Genomic DNA, 16,206 nt, shown 5'->3' on the forward strand with positions numbered 1-16,206 from the left:
GGGATTTGAGGGAAGGGGCGATTGTACCCAACGCTTTGTGCGCGCCACGACAGCGCCTTTGAGCAACCCGTTCAATTCCCTTGCATATCGGCGCGGGCCGGCGCCGGCGCACTGCCCCTGCGGGTCAGCCACAGCACGCCAGCCAGGATCAGCCCGCCGCCCACGGCCTGCGCCGTGCCGATATGCTCGCCCAGCAGCAGCGCCGCCAGCAACACGGTGACCACCGGCTCCAGCGTCGACAGCATCGACGCCTGCGCCGCGCCCAGTCGCTGCAGGCCGGCGAAGAAGGTCAGGATCGCCAGCACCGTCGACAGCAGCGCGATGCCCGCCAGCGCCAGCCAGCCGCCGGCAGTGGCCGGGAACTGCGGCGGCGCGCCCGCCCCCATCCGCAGCAGGCCGACGGCGCCGTAGACCAGCGCCGCCGCGGTGCAGATCACCGTGGTGGTGGCAATCGGGTTGACGCCAGCGGTCACGCGCGCGCCGACGATGATATAGACCGAGTAGATCACCGCCGCCGCCAGCCCCAGCGCGATCCCCAGCGGCGAGCCCTCGCCGCCGCCGACGGTCAGGCCGGCGCCGACCGAGCACAGCACCAGCGCGATCACCGCGGCGGTGGTCAGCCGCTCCTTCAGGAAGATGGCCGCCAGGATCGTCACGAACAGCGGGTACAGGTACAGCAGCAGCGCCACCAGGCTGGCCTGCGCATGGTTGAGTGCGCTGAAGAAGCAGAACGACTGGCCGACATAGCCGATGCCGCCCATCGCCGCCAGCGCCAGCACGCGGCGCCACGGCGGCAGGCCGATGCCGCGCGTGCGCATCACCCAGGCCAGTGCCGCGGCGGCCAGCACGAAGCGCACCAGCAGCAGCCCGTAGACATCCGCGCCGGCCGCGTAGGCAAAGCGCGCGAAGATCGCCATGGCGCCAAAGGCGCTGGCCGACAGCGCGATCAGCAGCACGCCGGCCAGCTTGTCGCGGGCATGGTCCGGGGCGGTTTGGGCGGAAGCGGTCATCGGGCGGGCGGGAAGTCGGCGATCCCGCATTCTACTTGGCGCCGTCTGCAGCAACCGGACCGCCAGCGCGGGCCGCGGCCCTCGTTTACAATGTCGCCACCATGTTTAATCCCTCACGAGAAGAAGTCCGCCGGTTCTTCTGCGATGCCTGGCAGAAGCAGCTCACAGGCGGCGTGCTGACCCCGCTGGAAGCCATCGCTGTAGACTGGATCGGCGAGCACCCCGAGTACCACGGCCTGCTGCGCGACACCGAAGGTGCGCTGTCGCAGGACTACACACCCGAGCAAGGCCAGACCAACCCCTTCCTGCACCTGTCGATGCACCTGTCGATCTCCGAGCAGGTCTCGGTCGACCAGCCGCGCGGCATCCGCCAGGCCTATGAGGCGCTGGCACGCCGCCTGGATTCCCCGCACGAAGCGCAGCACCAGGTGATGGAATGCCTGGGCGAAATGCTGTGGCAGGCACAGCGCACCGGCCAGCCGCCCGACGGCGACCACTATGTCGATTGCGTCAAGCGCCGCGCCAACCGCTAAGTCCGGTACGCGTCACGCATCAAGTGCAGCGTACAATTCGTCACAACCCTCCGATGGGTGCGTGGTAGTCTTTGCGGGTCCGCATTTTCCCTAGCCGCGTTGCCGTCACATGGCGGCGCGGTGCCCGCAAGCCATGTCCCGTATTACCCTCCCCCGCCGGCGCCGGCTCGCGCCCGCCGGCCGCGCCGTTGCCCCGCTCTGCCTGTCGCTGATGCTGGCCTGCCCCCTCGCCGGCCACGCCGGCGTGGCGCTGTTGCAGCCGCCGCGCGTGATCGACGGCAACCAGCCGCTCACGCTGACGCTGGTGGTCAGCGCCGACGACGCCACGCGCCGCTACCGTATTCCCGACACGCTCGAAGTGACCGCCTCGGGCGACCTGCAGGCGCCGGTGCGGCTGGTGCTGTGGCGCGAAGTCTCGGGCCCGGCCGTGGTCAACCTGCGCCGCGGCGAGCACCGCGCGATCCGCTACACGGTGGCGCTGCCGCCGGCCCTGCGCGGCCAGGTGCGGCTGGATGCCACCGGCATCGACGCCGCGCCGGTGCTGTTGACGCTGAACCGCCTGCCGCGGCCCGGTGAATCCGCCACCGCTGAGCCGCCGGTTGCCGGCAAGGCGCTGGCAGCGAACGGCTTGGAGCCGGCCACCGAAGCCGCCGTACCGGTGACCCCGGTCACCACCGCCGACGCTGCCGCACCCGCTCCGGCCGACCTGCGCGACAGCGCCCGGCTATCGTTCCATGACCCGATGTATTTCATGGTCGGCGCGCATGACGGGGCCAACGCCAAGTTCCAGCTGAGCTTCAAGTACCGCCTCTTCCAGGGCGAAGATCCGGCGTCGAAGCGTCTGTTCGACAACCTCTACGTGGCCTACACCCAGTTCTCGCTATGGGACCTGTCCGAGCAGTCCAAGCCGTTCCGCGACACCAACTACCGGCCCAGCCTGTTCTATTACCTGTCGGATACCGGCGTGCGCAACAACGCCATCAGCCGGCTGTCGCTGGCGGCCGGCCTGGAGCATGAATCCAATGGCCGCAACGGCGACGACTCGCGCAGCATCAATACGGTCTTCGTCAAGCCGACCTTCTACTTTGGCGACCAGAACGACTGGCACTGGCGCGTCGCGCCCAAGCTCTACGCCTACGTGGAAAAGGGCGACAACCCCGACATCGCCCACTACCGCGGTTTCATGGACCTGGGCATTGCCTACGGGCGCCCGGACTCATGGGAGTTCTCCGCCACGCTGCGCAAGGGCACGCGCAAGTGGTACGGCAGCGTCGACGCGCAGCTGACCTACCCGATGGCGCGGCTGATCCCCGGCACCGCGGGCTACCTGATGGCGGGCTACTTCGTCGGCTATGGCGAGAGCCTGCTGGACTACAACCACAAGCTGCCGTGGCAGTTCCGCATCGGCTACGCGCTGTCCCGCTGAACCCACTCAGCCGGCCAGCGGCTTGCCGCTGGCCTTGAGCCGCGCATTGGCCACCGCGGCGGCAAACTGGCCGTGGCCATGCCAGCCGGTGGCGCGGCCCAGCTTCTTGCCGTTCCGGAAGAACATGAACACCGGGATGCCATGCAGGCCAAAGCGCCGGCCCAGCCCGGGATGCGCGTAGACGTTGGCATGCAGCCAGCGCAGTTCCAGCGCGCGGATCGGTTCGGGGTTGGCCAGCATGGCCTTCTTGGCCATCTCGCAGTTGAAGCAGTCCTCCCCCCAGAAGAACACGCACACCAGCGCATCGCCCGCAGCGGCGATGGCGGCGTCGATGCTGCCGTCATCGACCTCGCGCATGCCGAATGCCTCGAAGGCGCGGTGGTCGAGGTGGGGGGCCGGGAATGTCGCCGGGCCAGCGCCTGGTTCAGTGGTCATGCTCGCTCCAGAATGACAAACGCCCGGGCCAGCCGGCACCGGGCGTCAGGTCGCGATCCAGGACGGCACGCCGCCGCCCCAGGCGGCCTTATTTCGGTGCCGCCACCGTCACCAGAGCCGGCCGCAGCACGCGCTCGGCAATGGTGTAGCCGCGCTGGAGCACGGTCACCACGGTATTGGGTTCCTGGTCCGCCGGCACCATCGAGATGGCCTGGTGGCGGTGCGGGTCAAATTTTTCGCCCACCGGGTTGAGTTCAACGATCTTGCCTCGCTCAAAGGCGGCGGCCAGCTGGCGCGCGGTCAGCTCGACGCCTTCGCGCAGCTTGGCGATATCGCCCGAGCCGTCGGCCAGCGCGGCCTGCAGGCTGTCCATCACCGGCAGCAGGTTGTCGGCGAAGTTCTCGATGGCGAACTTGTGCGCCTTGGCGACATCTTCCTGCGCCCGGCGGCGGATGTTCTCGCCCTCGGCAACGGCGCGCATATACAGGTCGTAATGCTCGCGCGCCTTGGCTTCCAGGGCGGCCAGCTGGGCCGCCACGTCGTCCACGGCAGCGGTTTCCGGCGCGCCTGCCTCCTGGCTGGCGTTGGCCGCCTCATCGCCAGCGGGCGTAGGCGTCTGGGTGGTTGGCGTCTGCTTCTGTTCTTCCATGTCGATCCGTATCAATGCATTGTCGCGGCCCGCCATGGGCCTGGCCGCGGGTGGTAAATCGGCGCGTGTTCCGTGCAGGTGGTGGCAAGGCGCAGGTTTTCAAGAGTGGCGCTGGCGTGACGCGGAAACACACGGTTACAAAGGCCAGGCATATGCAATCGACGCCTTATTGCTTTGCTGCATCGCAATCACTAAGATTCCCAGTAATAAAAATGACAAAAATGCCGGGGGTTGTGGAGATGGTTCATCTTTGTGCCTCTTCCGGAAGGTTGGCCATGCATAAGCTGCCAGTCGTGACACTCTGCCTTGTGGCCGCATTGGCGGTCATGACCGTCTTTATCTGCCTTTCCGGCGCATTCACCCCGCGCGATACGGAGTATGGCAGCGGCAAGGCGGTGTTCAAGCACTACATCGTCCCTATCGTCAGCCAGGAAGTCACGCAGGAATAAGCGCCACCTGACCCTGGTCCAAGCGCGCGGCGGCAGCGGGGGCTTCCCGGTGCCGCCGCGTTGTCATTTCAGCTCTTCAGGTGGTCGATGCGGCGCCGGTCCCGCTTGGTCGGGCGCCCCTGGATCTGCGCGGACGGCTCCGGCTGCAGGCGCCGGCGCTCGGCGTCGGCCAGCCGGCGCGACTGGCTTTCGGCACTTTCCTCGTACAGCGTCTGCGCCACCGGCGCCGGCCCGCGCGCCGGGGCAATGCCTTTCACCACCAGTTCCCAGCGCTGCTGGTGCGCTTCCAGCACCACCATGTCGCCGGGCTTCACCTCGCGTGAGTTCTTGCATGGCTGGCCGTTGACGGTCACCTTGCTGCGCTCCACCGCTTCGGCCGCGAGCGAGCGCGTCTTGAAGAAGCGCGCGCACCACAGCCATTTGTCGATGCGCTGGCGCGCATCCGGCTCAAAGTCGACATTCATGCCGCCGCTCCCCGGGTCTGGGCGCGCGTGCGCCGTGCTTCCAGTTCATGCGGATGCGGCGTGGCCAGCGGCCAGCCCTGCAGGTGCTGCAGCGCGATCTCGGCCATGGCCGCGACCCACGGATCGGCGTCATTCAGGCACGGGATGAAGTGGAAATCCTTGCCGCCCGCGACCTTGAACTCGGTCTGCCCTTCCATGGCGATTTCCTCCAGGGTCTCGATGCAGTCGGCCGGAAAGCCGGGACAGAAGACATCGACCCGGCCCGCGCCGACCTTGCCCAGCTCGGCCAGCGTCGGCGCGGTGTACGGCTGCAGCCATTCCGCCTTGCCGAAACGAGACTGGAACGTCACCTGGTACTGGCCCGGCTGCAGGCCCAGCGCCTCGCCCAGCAGCCGGCCGGTCTTCAGGCATTCGCAGTGATAGGGGTCACCCAGCTCCAGCGTACGCCGCGGCACACCGTGGAACGACAGGATCAGCTTGTCGCCGCGGGCAAAGTCCGGCATGCCGTGGCGCGCCCAGTAGGCGCCGACCTGCTGGTGCAGCGCCGAGATATAGGCCGGATGGTCATGGAAATGCTTGACCAGCCGCAGCTCGGGCTGGTTGCGCCACTGGCCCAGCACCCGGAACACCTCGTCGAAGGCCGTGGCCGTGGTGGTGCCGGAGTATTGCGGATACATCGGCAGCACCAGCACCTGCTCGCAGCCCTGCCGGCGCAGCGCCTCCAGCACCGAGGCGATCGACGGGTTGCCGTAGCGCATTGCGCACGCGACCGTCACCTCATGGCCGTGCTGGTTCATCAGCCGCTGCAGCGCATGGGCCTGGCGCTCGCTGTAGACCAGCAGCGGCGAGCCCGTCATATGGGCCTCGCGCAGCCAGATCGATTCGTATTTCAGCGCCGAGGCGCGCGAACGCAGCGGCAGGATCACCCCATGCAGCAGCGGCAGCCAGGCCGCGCGCGGGATCTCGACCACGCGCGGGTCGGACAGGAACTCCTTCAGGTAGCGCCCCACCGCCTTGGGCGTGGGAGCGTCCGGGGTGCCCAGGTTGACCAGCAGGATCGCCGTGCGCGGCGCGTGGCCGTGCTGGTAGGCCGGTTCGGGAGAAAACGTCATGTCGCTTCCGGGTTGACACGGTGCCGGGATGGCGCCGGTGCGGCGCACCGGCGATTGCCGCGCTCGGCAGGAATGGGGCCGCTTGTCAGACCAGCCAGTCTTTGCACTAGTTCTGGCTCAGGGCGCTGGACAGCAGGCGCGCGGTGATGTCGACGATGGGGATCACGCGCTCATACGCCATGCGCGTGGGGCCGATCACGCCGAGCGTGCCGACGATCTGGCCGTCGACCTCGTACGGGGCGGTGATGACCGCCATGTCTTCGATCGGCACCAGCCGGCTTTCGCCGCCGATAAAGATCTGCACACCCTGCGCATGGCTGGACACGTCCAGCAGCTGCAGCAGGCTGGTCTTGTGCTCGAACACGTCGAACAGGCGCCGCAGCTTGTCCATGCTGGAGGCCAGGTCTTCCACTTCCAGCAGCTTGCGCTCGCCACTGATGAAGACGTGGTCGTCGTCCTCGTCCTCGGCGACGCTGCCGGCCTCGACCGCGGCCTGCATCAGCTGCGACATGTCGCGGCGCAGGTCCTGCAGTTCCACCCGCAGGTGGCCGCGCACCGCGTCGAAGCTCATGCCGGCATAGTGCGAGTTGAAGAAGTTGGCCGCCTCGATCAGCTGGGCCGGCGTGTACGACAGCTCGGTCTGGATGATGCGGTTCTGCACGTCGCCCTCGGGGCTGACGATGATCAGCAGGATGCGCTTGTCCGACAGCCGCATGAATTCGATCTGCCGGAACGCCTGCGCGCGGCGCGGCGTCATCACCACGCCGGCAAAGTGCGACAGGTTGGACAGCGTGCGCGCCGCCGCCGTGATCATGCGCTGCGGCCCCAGCTGCTGGCCGCCGAGCTGGTCCTGGATCTGGCCGGTCAGCTCGGCCAGGTCGGCGTTGCGCTCCAGCGGCTTGGCCGTCAGCATCGAATCGACGAACAGCCGGTAGCCGCGCGGGGTCGGGATACGGCCGGCCGAGGTGTGCGGACTGGCAATAAAGCCCATTTCCTCCAGATCGGACATCACATTGCGAATCGTCGCAGGCGACAGGTCCAGCCCCGAGTATTTCGACAAGGTGCGGGAACCGACCGGCTGCCCTTCGGCAATATAGCGCTCGATCAGGGTCTTGAGCAGCGTTTTGGAGCGTTCATCCATGATGCCCCGATTTTACGCAAGTTTTGGACCTTCTGGCGGCCGGCCTGGCCCGCTCGCTGGCGCCTGCTGACAAGCGTCATGGCGGTATGGTCTAATCCACGCATGTCCGCCCCCCCGAAAGCCAGCGCCGTGCGCACTTCGTTCAAGACCGTCGCCCTGGTGGGCCGGTACTCCACTGCCGGCATCGAAGGGCCGCTGGAGGAGATCGCCTCTTATATCCTGCGCAACGGGCAGGACGTGGTGTTCGAGCGCGAAACCTCGCTCGCCACCGGGCTGACCGCCTACCCTGCCCTGTCCGCCGAGGAGATCGGCCGGCAGGCCGACGTGGCCGTGGTGCTGGGCGGCGACGGCACGCTGCTGGGCATCGCCCGCCAGCTCGCCGGCTATGACGTGCCATTGATCGGCGTCAACCACGGGCGGCTGGGCTTCATGACCGACATCGCGCTGGAAGACGCGCACACCGTGCTGCCCGACATGCTCGACGGCCGCTATGAGGCCGAGACCCGCCTGCTGCTGGAATCGCGCGTGGTGCGCGACGACATGAACATCTTCTCCGCGCTGGCCCTGAACGACGTGGTGGTGAACCGCTCGGGCATCTCCGGCATGGTCGAGCTGGCGGTGTCGGTGGACGGCCACTTCATGTACAACCAGCGCTCGGACGGCCTGATCGTGTCGACCACCACCGGCTCCACCGCCTACGCGCTGTCCGCCGGCGGCCCGATCCTGCATCCGACGCTGTCGGGCGTGGTGCTGGTGCCGATTGCCCCGCACGCGCTGTCCAACCGCCCGATCGTGCTGCCGCACGACGCCGAGGTCACCATCGAGGTGGCCAGCGCGCGCGACGCCAGCGTCAACTTCGACATGCAGTCGCTGACCTCGCTGCTGCCGGGCGACCGCATCGTGGTGCGGCGCTCCGAAAAGACCATCAACCTGCTGCACCCGGTCGGCTACAACTACTACGCCACGCTGCGCAAGAAGCTGCACTGGCACGAATACCCGTCCGAGGACAACCGCCTCTGAGCCAGTATCAAGCCGCCCTCCAAGCCTGAGCCCGAACCCATCGGACCGACTACCTTCCACGCCACGATGCTGCGCAGCCTGTCCATCCGCGATTTCGTCATCGTCGATACGCTCGACCTGGACTTCACCACTGGCTTCACCGTCTTCACCGGCGAGACCGGCGCCGGCAAATCCATCCTGATCGATGCCCTGGCGCTGGTGCTGGGCGAACGCGCCGATGCCGGCGTGGTGCGCGAAGGCGCCCCGCGCGCCAGCGTCAGCGCCACCTTCTCGACCCACCCGGCACTGGATGCCTGGCTGGCCGAGCGCGAGCTCAACAGCGAAGCGGAAGACGGCGTGCATACCGTGCTGCTGCGCCGCACGGTCGATGCCGGCGGCCGCAGCAAGGCCTTTATCAACGGCGCCGCCGCCACCCTGGCGCAGCTGCGCGAAGTCGGCGACCAGCTGGTCGACATCCACGGCCAGCACGCGCACCAGCTGCTGCTGCGCCCCGATGCGCAGCGGCTGCTGTTCGACGCCCACGCCGGCCTCACCCAGCAGGCCGGCGCGGTGGCCGAGGCCTGGCGCGCCTGGCGTGCCTGCGTGCGCCAGCGCGAGGCGGTGGAACACCAGTCGCGCGAGATGCAGCTCGAACGCGAGCGGCTGGAATGGCAGGTCGGCGAACTGGACAAGCTCAACCCGCAGCCGGGCGAATGGGAAGAGATCCAGTCCGAGTACAACCGGCTGTCGCATGCCGCCGGCCTGATCGACGGCAGCCGCGCCGCGCTGGACGCACTGTCCGAGGCCGACGGCTCGGTGCTGTCGGCGCTGAATACCATCGTGCACAAGCTGCAGCAGCTGGCCGATGTCGATGGCGCGCTGCGCGACGTGCTGGCCGCGCTCGAGCCCGCGCAGATGCAGGCCGAGGAAGCCGCGCACTCGCTCACGCGCTATGTCGACCGGCTCGAACTCGATCCCGAGCGGCTGCAGGCGGTCGACGAACGCATGCAGGCGCTGCACGCCACCGCGCGCAAGTACCGCCTGCCGCCCGAGCAGCTGCCCGACGAGCTGGTGGCCCGCCGCCAGCAGCTGGACGACCTGCAGGCCGCGCAGGACCTGAACAAGGTGATGGCGCGCGAGGCCGCGGCCAAGGCCGCCTATCTGACCCTGGCGCAGCATCTCAGCCACGCCCGCAAGCAGGCCGCGCAGGCGCTGTCCGCCGCGGTCACCGACGCCATGCAGGGCCTGTCGATGGCCGGCGGCAGCTTTGTCGCCGCGCTCAATGCGCTCGACGAAGGCCAGAGCCACGGGCTCGAGCAGGTCGAATTCCTGGTCGCCGGCCATGCCGGCGTGAGCCCGCGGCCGCTGGCCCGGGTGGCCTCCGGCGGCGAGCTGGCGCGCATCAGCCTGGCGATCTCGGTGATCACCAGCGAAGCCTCGCCCACGCCCACGCTGATCTTCGACGAGGTCGATACCGGCATCGGCGGCGCGGTGGCCGAGGTGGTCGGCCGGCGCCTGCAGGAGCTGGGCCGCGCGCGCCAGGTGCTGTGCGTGACGCACCTGCCGCAAGTGGCGGCGCAGGCCGGCACGCACCTGCTGGTGAGCAAGGAAACCACCGATGCGGGCGACGGTTCGGTCACGCGCTCGCGCATCAGGGTGCTGGACCCCGCCGGGCGCGTGGTCGAGACCGCGCGCATGCTGGGCGGCGCCACTGTCACCGCCACCACGCTGCAACATGCGGAAGAAATGCTGGCGCAAGGCATGGCCGGCGGCCAGGGCAGCCAGCCCGCGCGCGGTGCGGGCGGCAAGGATGGCCGGCGCAGCCGCCGCGCCGCCGGCTGACGGCCCCGCCCGCCCCGCACGTGCGCCAATCCATACACTGACAGGAGCTTCACCATGACCCGCCAAGCGCAAGCCGGCCTCCGGCAACGACCGCGCGCATCGCTGCGCGCCGTGCTGGCCATCGCCACCGCCGCATCGGCCGCACTGCTGGCGCTGTCCGCCTGCCAGGCCCAGCCCAAGTCCTCGGCCCCGCCGCCGGGCAGCATCAGCGATGACCGTTCCCTTGGCGACATCATGGTGCGCTTCAAGCCGCCCGCGGTGAACCTGTCGGAGGACGCCGGCAAGCTGCTGGCCGGGATCAAGGGCCCGATCCGCTATGTGGTCAAGCGCCCGATGTCCGGCGGCGTCTGGCTGGTCACCGCGATCTCGCCGTCGGCGGATGCCACCATCGACCAGGCGGTCGAAACCCTGCGCGCCACGCCCCGCATCGAGACCGCCGAGCCCGACCGCGTGCTCAAGCCTAACCGCAACATTCCCACCAGCCGTGACATGCCGCAGAGCTGAGCCCGACTGCAGGACGGTTCTTAAGCCTTCGGTCGCCCTTGCGCAACGACGCTGAATCGTATTCGCTACATAACAAGCCCCCGCGCGCTACGCCCCAGGAGGTATGCATGCCGCAACCCGCGCAGTCCGACTTCCGTAGCAGCCCCGTGGCCCGCCGCTGGCGGGCCATCGTCATCGCCGCCGCCGCTGTGTGCGGCGCAATACCGGCCAGCGCGGCACTGGCTGCCGGCGTCCATGCCGCACCCGCCTACACCGGCCAGATCATCGTGCGCTGGCGTGACGGCGCCGATGGCACAAGCAAGACGCCCGCAGCCGCGGCGGATGCGCTCAAGCAGCTGAGCGCGCGCACCGGCATTGCCGTCACGGCGCGCCGCGCCATGGGCGGCAACCTGCAACTGCTGCAGGTCCCCGACGCACTGGCAGCCGACCCGGAAGGCGCGGCGGCCCGGCTGCGCCAGGACCCGCGCATCGCCGATGCCGTGCCCGACCGCTGGCTGAAGCTGCACGACACCCTGCCCAACGATTCCGAGTTCATCTCGCGCCAGCCTTACCTGATGGGCACCGGCACGGCGGTGGGCGGCGTCAACCTGCCGCGCGCGTGGGACCGCAGCCGCGGCAGCAGCGGCGTGGTGATCGCGGTGGTGGACACCGGCATCCTGCCGCACCCCGACCTGGCGGCGCGCGTGTTGCCTGGCTACGACTTCATCAGCAGCAGCACCATTTCCAATGACGGCGATGGCCGCGACGCCGATGCCACCGATGCCGGCGACAACGTGACAGCGGGTTTCTCGTGCCCGGGTGGATCGCCGGCCCCGACGACCGAGCCCAACAGTTGGCACGGCACCCGTGTCGCCAGCGTGCTGGGCGCGCTGACCAACAACGCGCAGGACATCGCGGGCGTCGACTGGAACGCGCGCATCCTGCCGGTGCGCGTCTCGGGCCGCTGCGGCGCGCTGCTGTCCGATACCGTCGATGCCATGCGCTGGGCCGGCGGCTTGTCGGTACCCAACGTGCCGGCCAATCCGACGCCGGCGCGCGTGGTCAATATCAGCCTCGGCGGCGGCACCTGCAGCAGCATTGAGCAACAGGCCGTCACCGACCTGAACGCGCGCGGCGTGGTGGTGGTGGCCGCCGCCGGCAACGAGCGCGGCGCGGTGGAGGCGCCGGGCGACTGCAGCGGCGTGATCGCGGTCACGGCGCATGCCAACGACGGCGAGAATGCCAGCTATGCCAATGTCGGCCCGCAGGTCGCGATCAGCGCGCCAGGCGGCGGGTGTGGCAACTCGCAGGTAGTCAATGGGCAGTGCACGACCGCGCCCTCGGTCATTCGCACCCTGAACAACGATGGCAAGACTGGCCTGGGCAACTATGTGGTGACGTCATCCGCGGGCACCAGCTTCGCCGCACCGATGGTCTCGGGCGTGGTGGCCATGATGTTCGCGGTCAATGGCTCGCTGACCCCGGCCCAGGTCACCGCGGCGCTGAAGTCTTCGGCACGCCCGCATCCGTCCGGCACCTATTGCACCACCAATCCGGGCGTCTGCGGCGCCGGCCTGCTCGATGCCGACGGCGCACTGGCGGCCGCGGCGGGCATGCCACCGGCGCAGGCTGCGCCGGCACCGGCCTCGGGCAACGGTGGTGGCGGTGGCGGCGGCGCCGTTGCGCCCTGGACCGCGGTGCTGCTGGCGCTGTCCGGCCTGCTGGCCTTCGCGCTGCGGCGCCGCATGTAAGCCCGGCGCCTGGTCGGTTCAGGCGTCGTCGCCGCGGGCCGGGCGCCGCGCCAGCCACCACTCCTGCAAGACCCAGCACAGCAGGCCGGCGACGGCGCCGGCCGCGGGCGCGACGCGCACCACGCCAAAACCCCAGGCCGGATCGAACACCACCGGCGCCAGCCACGACTGTTCCACCCAGACCTTGGCCAGCACGCCCAGGCACAGCAGCACGCCGGTGACGCGCGCCAGGCCCGATGCCCGCAACAGCCCGAGCGCGCCCCACAGGGCCAGCCCGTGCAAGGCGCCTGAGAGCCCGCCATACCATGCAATCGCCGGCACGCGCAGCAGCACCACCTGCACGCCGATGCCGCAGGCAACCAGCACCAGCAACAGGGTGCGCGCACGCGCCACGCGCGCGGCGATGGCAAGCACGCCGGTGGCGGCCAGCGCGTCGGCCAGCCAGTGGTGTCCGTCCAGGTGCACCCACATGGCGGTGGCCAGGCGCCACCACTGGCCGTCCAGCCGCACCGCATCGCGCAGGTAGAGGCCGTGCGCATGCCACCACGGCATGAAGGTGAACCAGGCCGACAGCGCCCACACCAGCGCGATCGCCGCCAGCAGCCCCGGCCACGATGCGCCGGCGGGTGCCGGCGGAACTGCCGCGTCAGGCCTCACCGAACACGGCCTGCCACAGCGCGCGCACCTGTCCGGTCTGCTGCGCCACCGACTCGGGCGCGACGCGCGCATGCGCCTGCCCCTCGAGCCGCAGCTGGTGCTGGCGCGCGCGGAACAGCCGGTAGGCATCGCCCACCGCCAGTGCCAGCGTGGCGTCGATCAGGCCCAGCTCGCCCGCTGCGCGCAGCAGCGCGATATTGCCCGCGTTGCGCGTCAGCTGCGGGTGCGCCCGGCTGTGCAGCAGCACCAGGTACTGCACCGTGAATTCGATATCGACCATGCCGCCGCGATCGTGCTTCAGGTCGAACAGGTCGGTCGGGTTGGGATGGCCTTCGGCGACCTTGCGGCGCATCTGCACGATCTCGTCGCGCAGCGCGGCGGCATCGCGGTCCTGGCACAGCACCTCGCCGCGCAGCGCCTCGAAGCGGTCGCCGATGGCGGCATCGCCGGCGCAGAAGCGCGCGCGCGTCAGCGCCTGGTGTTCCCACACCCAGGCGGTGTTGTCGCCTTCGCGCAGCTGGTAGCGGCGGAACGCCTCGAAGCTGGTCACCAGCAGGCCGGCCGCGCCGTTGGGGCGCAGCCGAGTGTCGACGTCGAACAGCGCACCGGCGGCGGTATGGCTGGTCAGCCAGGTGATCAGCCGGCGCGCATACGCGGAGTAGACGTCAGGCGCACGTTCATGGTCATCGTCGTACAGGAAGATGATGTCCAGGTCCGAGGCATAGCCCAGTTCCTTGCCGCCCAGCCGGCCGTAGGCGATCACCGCGAAGCGCGGCGTGTCGCGGTGGCGCGTGGCCAGCTGGCGCCAGACCGTTTCCAGCGTGGCCTCGAGCATGGCATCGGCCAGGTCGGACAGGCGGTCGGCCACCTGCTCCACCGTCAGCATGCCCTGCAGGTCCTGCAGCAGCACGCGGAAGGTCTCGACATGATGCTCGCGCCGCAGGATGTCCATCTGCTGCTCGATCTGGCCTTCGGCGGCCAGCAGCCGCTCATGCAGGCGCTTGCGGAAGGCGGCCCAGTCGGGCGCGCCGGCCAGCGCATCGCTGTCGAGCAGTTCGTCCAGCAGCTGCGGATGCCGCGTCAGGTAGGCCGCGGCCCAGCGCGAGGCATGCAGCGTCTGCGCGACGCGGTCCATCGCCTGCGGGTATTCGGACAGCAACGACAGGTAGGAGGCGCGGCGGCTGATCGCCTCGAGGAAGTCGATAAAGCGCGCGATGGTGCTGTCGGCATCTTCCTGGCGCGCGGCCAGGTCGAGCGCGCGGTTCACCAGCTGGTCGAAGCGCGCGCGGCTGGACTCGGACAGCGCGCGGTAGCGCAGCGACGAGGCGATCGCGCGCAGCCGGTCCAGCAGCCCGGTGCAGTCGGTAAAGCCGGCGGCCTGCAGGCGCTGGCAGGGCGCGGCGTTATCGCCGCAGGCCGCGTCGTCCTGCTTCTGTTCCGGGTTGTCCTGCGCTTGCGCGGCGTTGTCGTCGAACACAATGCCCGGCCACAGCGCTTCGCACGGGGCGGCATCGGGATCCGAGAAGGTGGCCTCGAACTGCTGCGCCACCGGCTCCTGCAGCGCCGCCAGGCGCGCCAGCAGTTGCTGCCAGTCGTCGCAACCCATCATCCGCGCCACCGCCAGCTGTTCGTCGGGCGAAGTCGGCAGGTGGTGGGTCTGGGCGTCGTCGCGGTACTGCAGCCGGTGTTCGAGCTGGCGCAGGAAGCGGTAGGCATCGCCGAGCTGCCCGGCCTGGCCGGCGGGAAGCAGCCCGCGCTCGACCGCCACCGCCAGCACTTCCAGCGTCGGGCGCACGCGCAGTGCCGGGTCCTGGCCGCCGCGGATCAGCTGGAACACCTGCGCCATGAACTCGATCTCGCGGATGCCGCCGCGGCCCAGCTTGATATTGAACGACCGCTGGTTGACGCCGTGCCCCGCCAGCCCGCCGCTGCGCTTGGCGGCCTCGCTGCGGATCTGCGCGTGCAGCGAGCGGATCGCGGCGATCACGCCGTAGTCCAGGTAGCGGCGGAACACGAAGGGCGTGGTCAGCCGCGCCAGCAGGCCGGCGGTGCGCTGCGCGTGCGGCGTGTCGAGCGCCGACACCACGCGGCCCTTGATCCAGGCATAGCGCTCCCACTCGCGCCCCTGCACCACCAGGTATTCCTCCAGCATGCCAAGGCTGCACGCCAGCGGTCCGGCGTCGCCGTTGGGGCGCAGCCGCATGTCGACGCGGAACACATAGCCGTCGGCGGTCACCTCGGCCAGCAGGTTGATCAGCCGGCGGCCGAGACGGATGAAGTACTCGTGGTTGGACAGGCTGCGCGAGCCGCCCTGGGTCTCGCCGTCCTCGTCATAGAGGAAGATCAGGTCGATGTCGGACGAGACATTGAGCTCGCGCCCGCCCAGCTTGCCCATGCCCACCACCACCAACTCCTGCACCTCGCCGCTTTGGGCGCCGACCGGGCGGCCGAAGGTGGCGGCCAGGTCGTCGCCCAGCATCGCCAGGCCGTGCTGGATCGCCAGCTCGGCCAGGTCGGTCATGGCGCCGGTGACCTCGCCCAGCGTGGCCAGGCCGCGCAGGTCGCGCTCGATCACCGCGCACATCACTTCGGCGCGCAGACGGCGCAGGCTGCGCTTGGCGGATTCCTCGGCATCGGCCGAGGGCTCGTGCAGCGCCTGCAGCCGCGCCTGCATCCAGGCGCGCGTCAGCGGCTGGGCGGCTGCGGCGGCCAGGATGGCCGGCAAATCCGGCCGGGCCTGCACCACGCGGCGCGCGTAGTGCGAATACGCAGCCGAGTACAATACGTGGCCGCCCGCGTGGCCAGCCTCGTCAGCCGGCTGCAGCGCCTGCGCCGCGGTGATGGCGAAGGCGCCGGCAGCCATGGTGCCGGCGCCCGGCCCCGGCTGCGGGTCCGCCGGATTGGCCGGATCCGGTGTGGCGCGCGCGCCATGTTGGTCAGCAGCGTCGCCAGCGGCGGAACTCGTCGGTTCAGAGGCAGTCATTCCAGTATTTGAAATGCGAGAAAAGGTGCGGCCCGTGGTTGGTCCCGCGGTTCACCTGCTCGCGTCCTGTTGTCCGCGCAGCGGGCGCGCCATCGTGGCTATTGTCGCTTTGGGTGCGCGCAGCTTGCGCGTTCTTGTTTCAGCCGGCCGGGCACCAGATTGGAGAGCGGCTAGTATTGTCGGATAATCTGCGCATGTCCAGCCGCGCCCCACAACCCGCTGATGGTTCCCCCCCCAATGGCGGCGCGGGCGGGCAGGACGCCGCCTCCACC

The 16,206-nt window shown here is 69.6% G+C and carries 15 protein-coding genes; 7 read left to right on the top strand and 8 right to left on the bottom strand.

Annotated elements, in window-relative coordinates; all coding sequences use genetic code 11:
• Window positions 1–71: 71 nt before the first annotated feature.
• The gene (locus tag AC3WRI_RS11470) at window positions 72–1,010 is read right to left on the bottom strand and encodes a DMT family transporter (protein ID WP_041687238.1); all 939 of its coding nucleotides are present in this window, start codon (window positions 1,008–1,010) and stop codon (window positions 72–74) included.
• Between the two features lie 101 nt (window positions 1,011–1,111).
• Here AC3WRI_RS11470 and AC3WRI_RS11475 point away from each other — a divergent pair, with 101 nt between their 5' ends.
• Together AC3WRI_RS11475 and AC3WRI_RS11480 are read left to right on the top strand one after the other, a co-directional pair.
• Window positions 1,112–1,543 (top strand): DUF1841 family protein, encoded by a 432-nt coding sequence (locus AC3WRI_RS11475; protein ID WP_010809044.1) that lies wholly within the window; start codon window positions 1,112–1,114, stop codon window positions 1,541–1,543.
• A 133-nt stretch (window positions 1,544–1,676) separates the two neighbouring features.
• Window positions 1,677–2,969: a phospholipase A gene (locus AC3WRI_RS11480; protein WP_011614900.1), complete on the top strand. Its 1,293-nt coding sequence runs from the start codon at window positions 1,677–1,679 to the stop codon at window positions 2,967–2,969.
• 6 nt (window positions 2,970–2,975) lie between these two features.
• Here the strand turns inward: AC3WRI_RS11480 and AC3WRI_RS11485 are convergent, their stop codons facing one another.
• Entirely contained in the window at window positions 2,976–3,404 is a 429-nt protein-coding gene (locus tag AC3WRI_RS11485) for a thioredoxin family protein (protein ID WP_011614899.1), read from the bottom strand.
• Window positions 3,405–3,492: 88 nt separating this feature from the next.
• Window positions 3,493–4,053, bottom strand: a complete 561-nt coding sequence (gene grpE / locus AC3WRI_RS11490; RefSeq protein WP_010809047.1) for a nucleotide exchange factor GrpE — start codon at window positions 4,051–4,053, stop codon at window positions 3,493–3,495.
• Between the two features lie 275 nt (window positions 4,054–4,328).
• Between grpE and AC3WRI_RS11495 the strand changes: the two genes are divergently transcribed.
• Window positions 4,329–4,502, top strand: a complete 174-nt coding sequence (locus AC3WRI_RS11495) for a hypothetical protein (protein WP_010809048.1) — start codon at window positions 4,329–4,331, stop codon at window positions 4,500–4,502.
• Between the two features lie 68 nt (window positions 4,503–4,570).
• Here AC3WRI_RS11495 and AC3WRI_RS11500 read toward each other — a convergent pair whose 3' ends face one another.
• The 3 genes from AC3WRI_RS11500 to hrcA form a co-directional block, all read right to left on the bottom strand.
• On the bottom strand, window positions 4,571–4,966 hold the full coding sequence (locus AC3WRI_RS11500; protein ID WP_010809049.1) for an RNA-binding S4 domain-containing protein: 396 nt from the start codon (window positions 4,964–4,966) through the stop codon (window positions 4,571–4,573).
• Entirely contained in the window at window positions 4,963–6,078 is a 1,116-nt protein-coding gene (gene hemH / locus AC3WRI_RS11505) for a ferrochelatase (protein ID WP_010809050.1), read from the bottom strand. The genes AC3WRI_RS11500 and hemH overlap by 4 nt, the downstream gene beginning before the upstream one ends.
• A 106-nt stretch (window positions 6,079–6,184) precedes the next feature.
• The gene (gene hrcA / locus AC3WRI_RS11510; RefSeq protein ID WP_010809051.1) at window positions 6,185–7,219 is read right to left on the bottom strand and encodes a heat-inducible transcriptional repressor HrcA; all 1,035 of its coding nucleotides are present in this window, start codon (window positions 7,217–7,219) and stop codon (window positions 6,185–6,187) included.
• A 102-nt stretch (window positions 7,220–7,321) separates the two neighbouring features.
• Between hrcA and AC3WRI_RS11515 the strand changes: the two genes are divergently transcribed.
• The 4 genes from AC3WRI_RS11515 (at window position 7,322) to mprA (ending at window position 12,294) form a co-directional block, all read left to right on the top strand.
• The gene (locus tag AC3WRI_RS11515) at window positions 7,322–8,239 is read left to right on the top strand and encodes an NAD kinase (RefSeq protein WP_011614898.1); all 918 of its coding nucleotides are present in this window, start codon (window positions 7,322–7,324) and stop codon (window positions 8,237–8,239) included.
• Between the two features lie 66 nt (window positions 8,240–8,305).
• Window positions 8,306–10,060 (top strand): DNA repair protein RecN, encoded by a 1,755-nt coding sequence (gene recN, locus AC3WRI_RS11520; protein WP_011614897.1) that lies wholly within the window; start codon window positions 8,306–8,308, stop codon window positions 10,058–10,060.
• 54 nt (window positions 10,061–10,114) lie between these two features.
• Window positions 10,115–10,564, top strand: coding sequence for a hypothetical protein (locus tag AC3WRI_RS11525; protein WP_011614896.1), 450 nt, complete (start codon window positions 10,115–10,117; stop codon window positions 10,562–10,564).
• Window positions 10,565–10,671: 107 nt separating this feature from the next.
• Window positions 10,672–12,294 carry an MprA protease, GlyGly-CTERM protein-sorting domain-containing form gene (gene mprA, locus AC3WRI_RS11530; protein ID WP_011614895.1) on the top strand — a complete coding sequence of 541 codons (1,623 nt, stop codon included), beginning with the start codon at window positions 10,672–10,674 and terminating at the stop codon, window positions 12,292–12,294.
• Between the two features lie 18 nt (window positions 12,295–12,312).
• Here mprA and rrtA read toward each other — a convergent pair whose 3' ends face one another.
• Together rrtA and glnE are read right to left on the bottom strand one after the other, a co-directional pair.
• A complete protein-coding gene (rrtA, locus tag AC3WRI_RS11535) occupies window positions 12,313–12,951 on the bottom strand; it encodes a rhombosortase (protein ID WP_492293344.1) in 639 nt (212 codons plus the stop codon).
• Window positions 12,941–15,814: a bifunctional [glutamate--ammonia ligase]-adenylyl-L-tyrosine phosphorylase/[glutamate--ammonia-ligase] adenylyltransferase gene (glnE, locus tag AC3WRI_RS11540; RefSeq protein ID WP_454749368.1), complete on the bottom strand. Its 2,874-nt coding sequence runs from the start codon at window positions 15,812–15,814 to the stop codon at window positions 12,941–12,943. Before glnE ends, rrtA begins: the two co-directional genes overlap by 11 nt.
• Window positions 15,815–16,206: the final 392 nt, after the last annotated feature.

This window comes from Cupriavidus sp. FW305-27, from assembly GCF_058787995.1.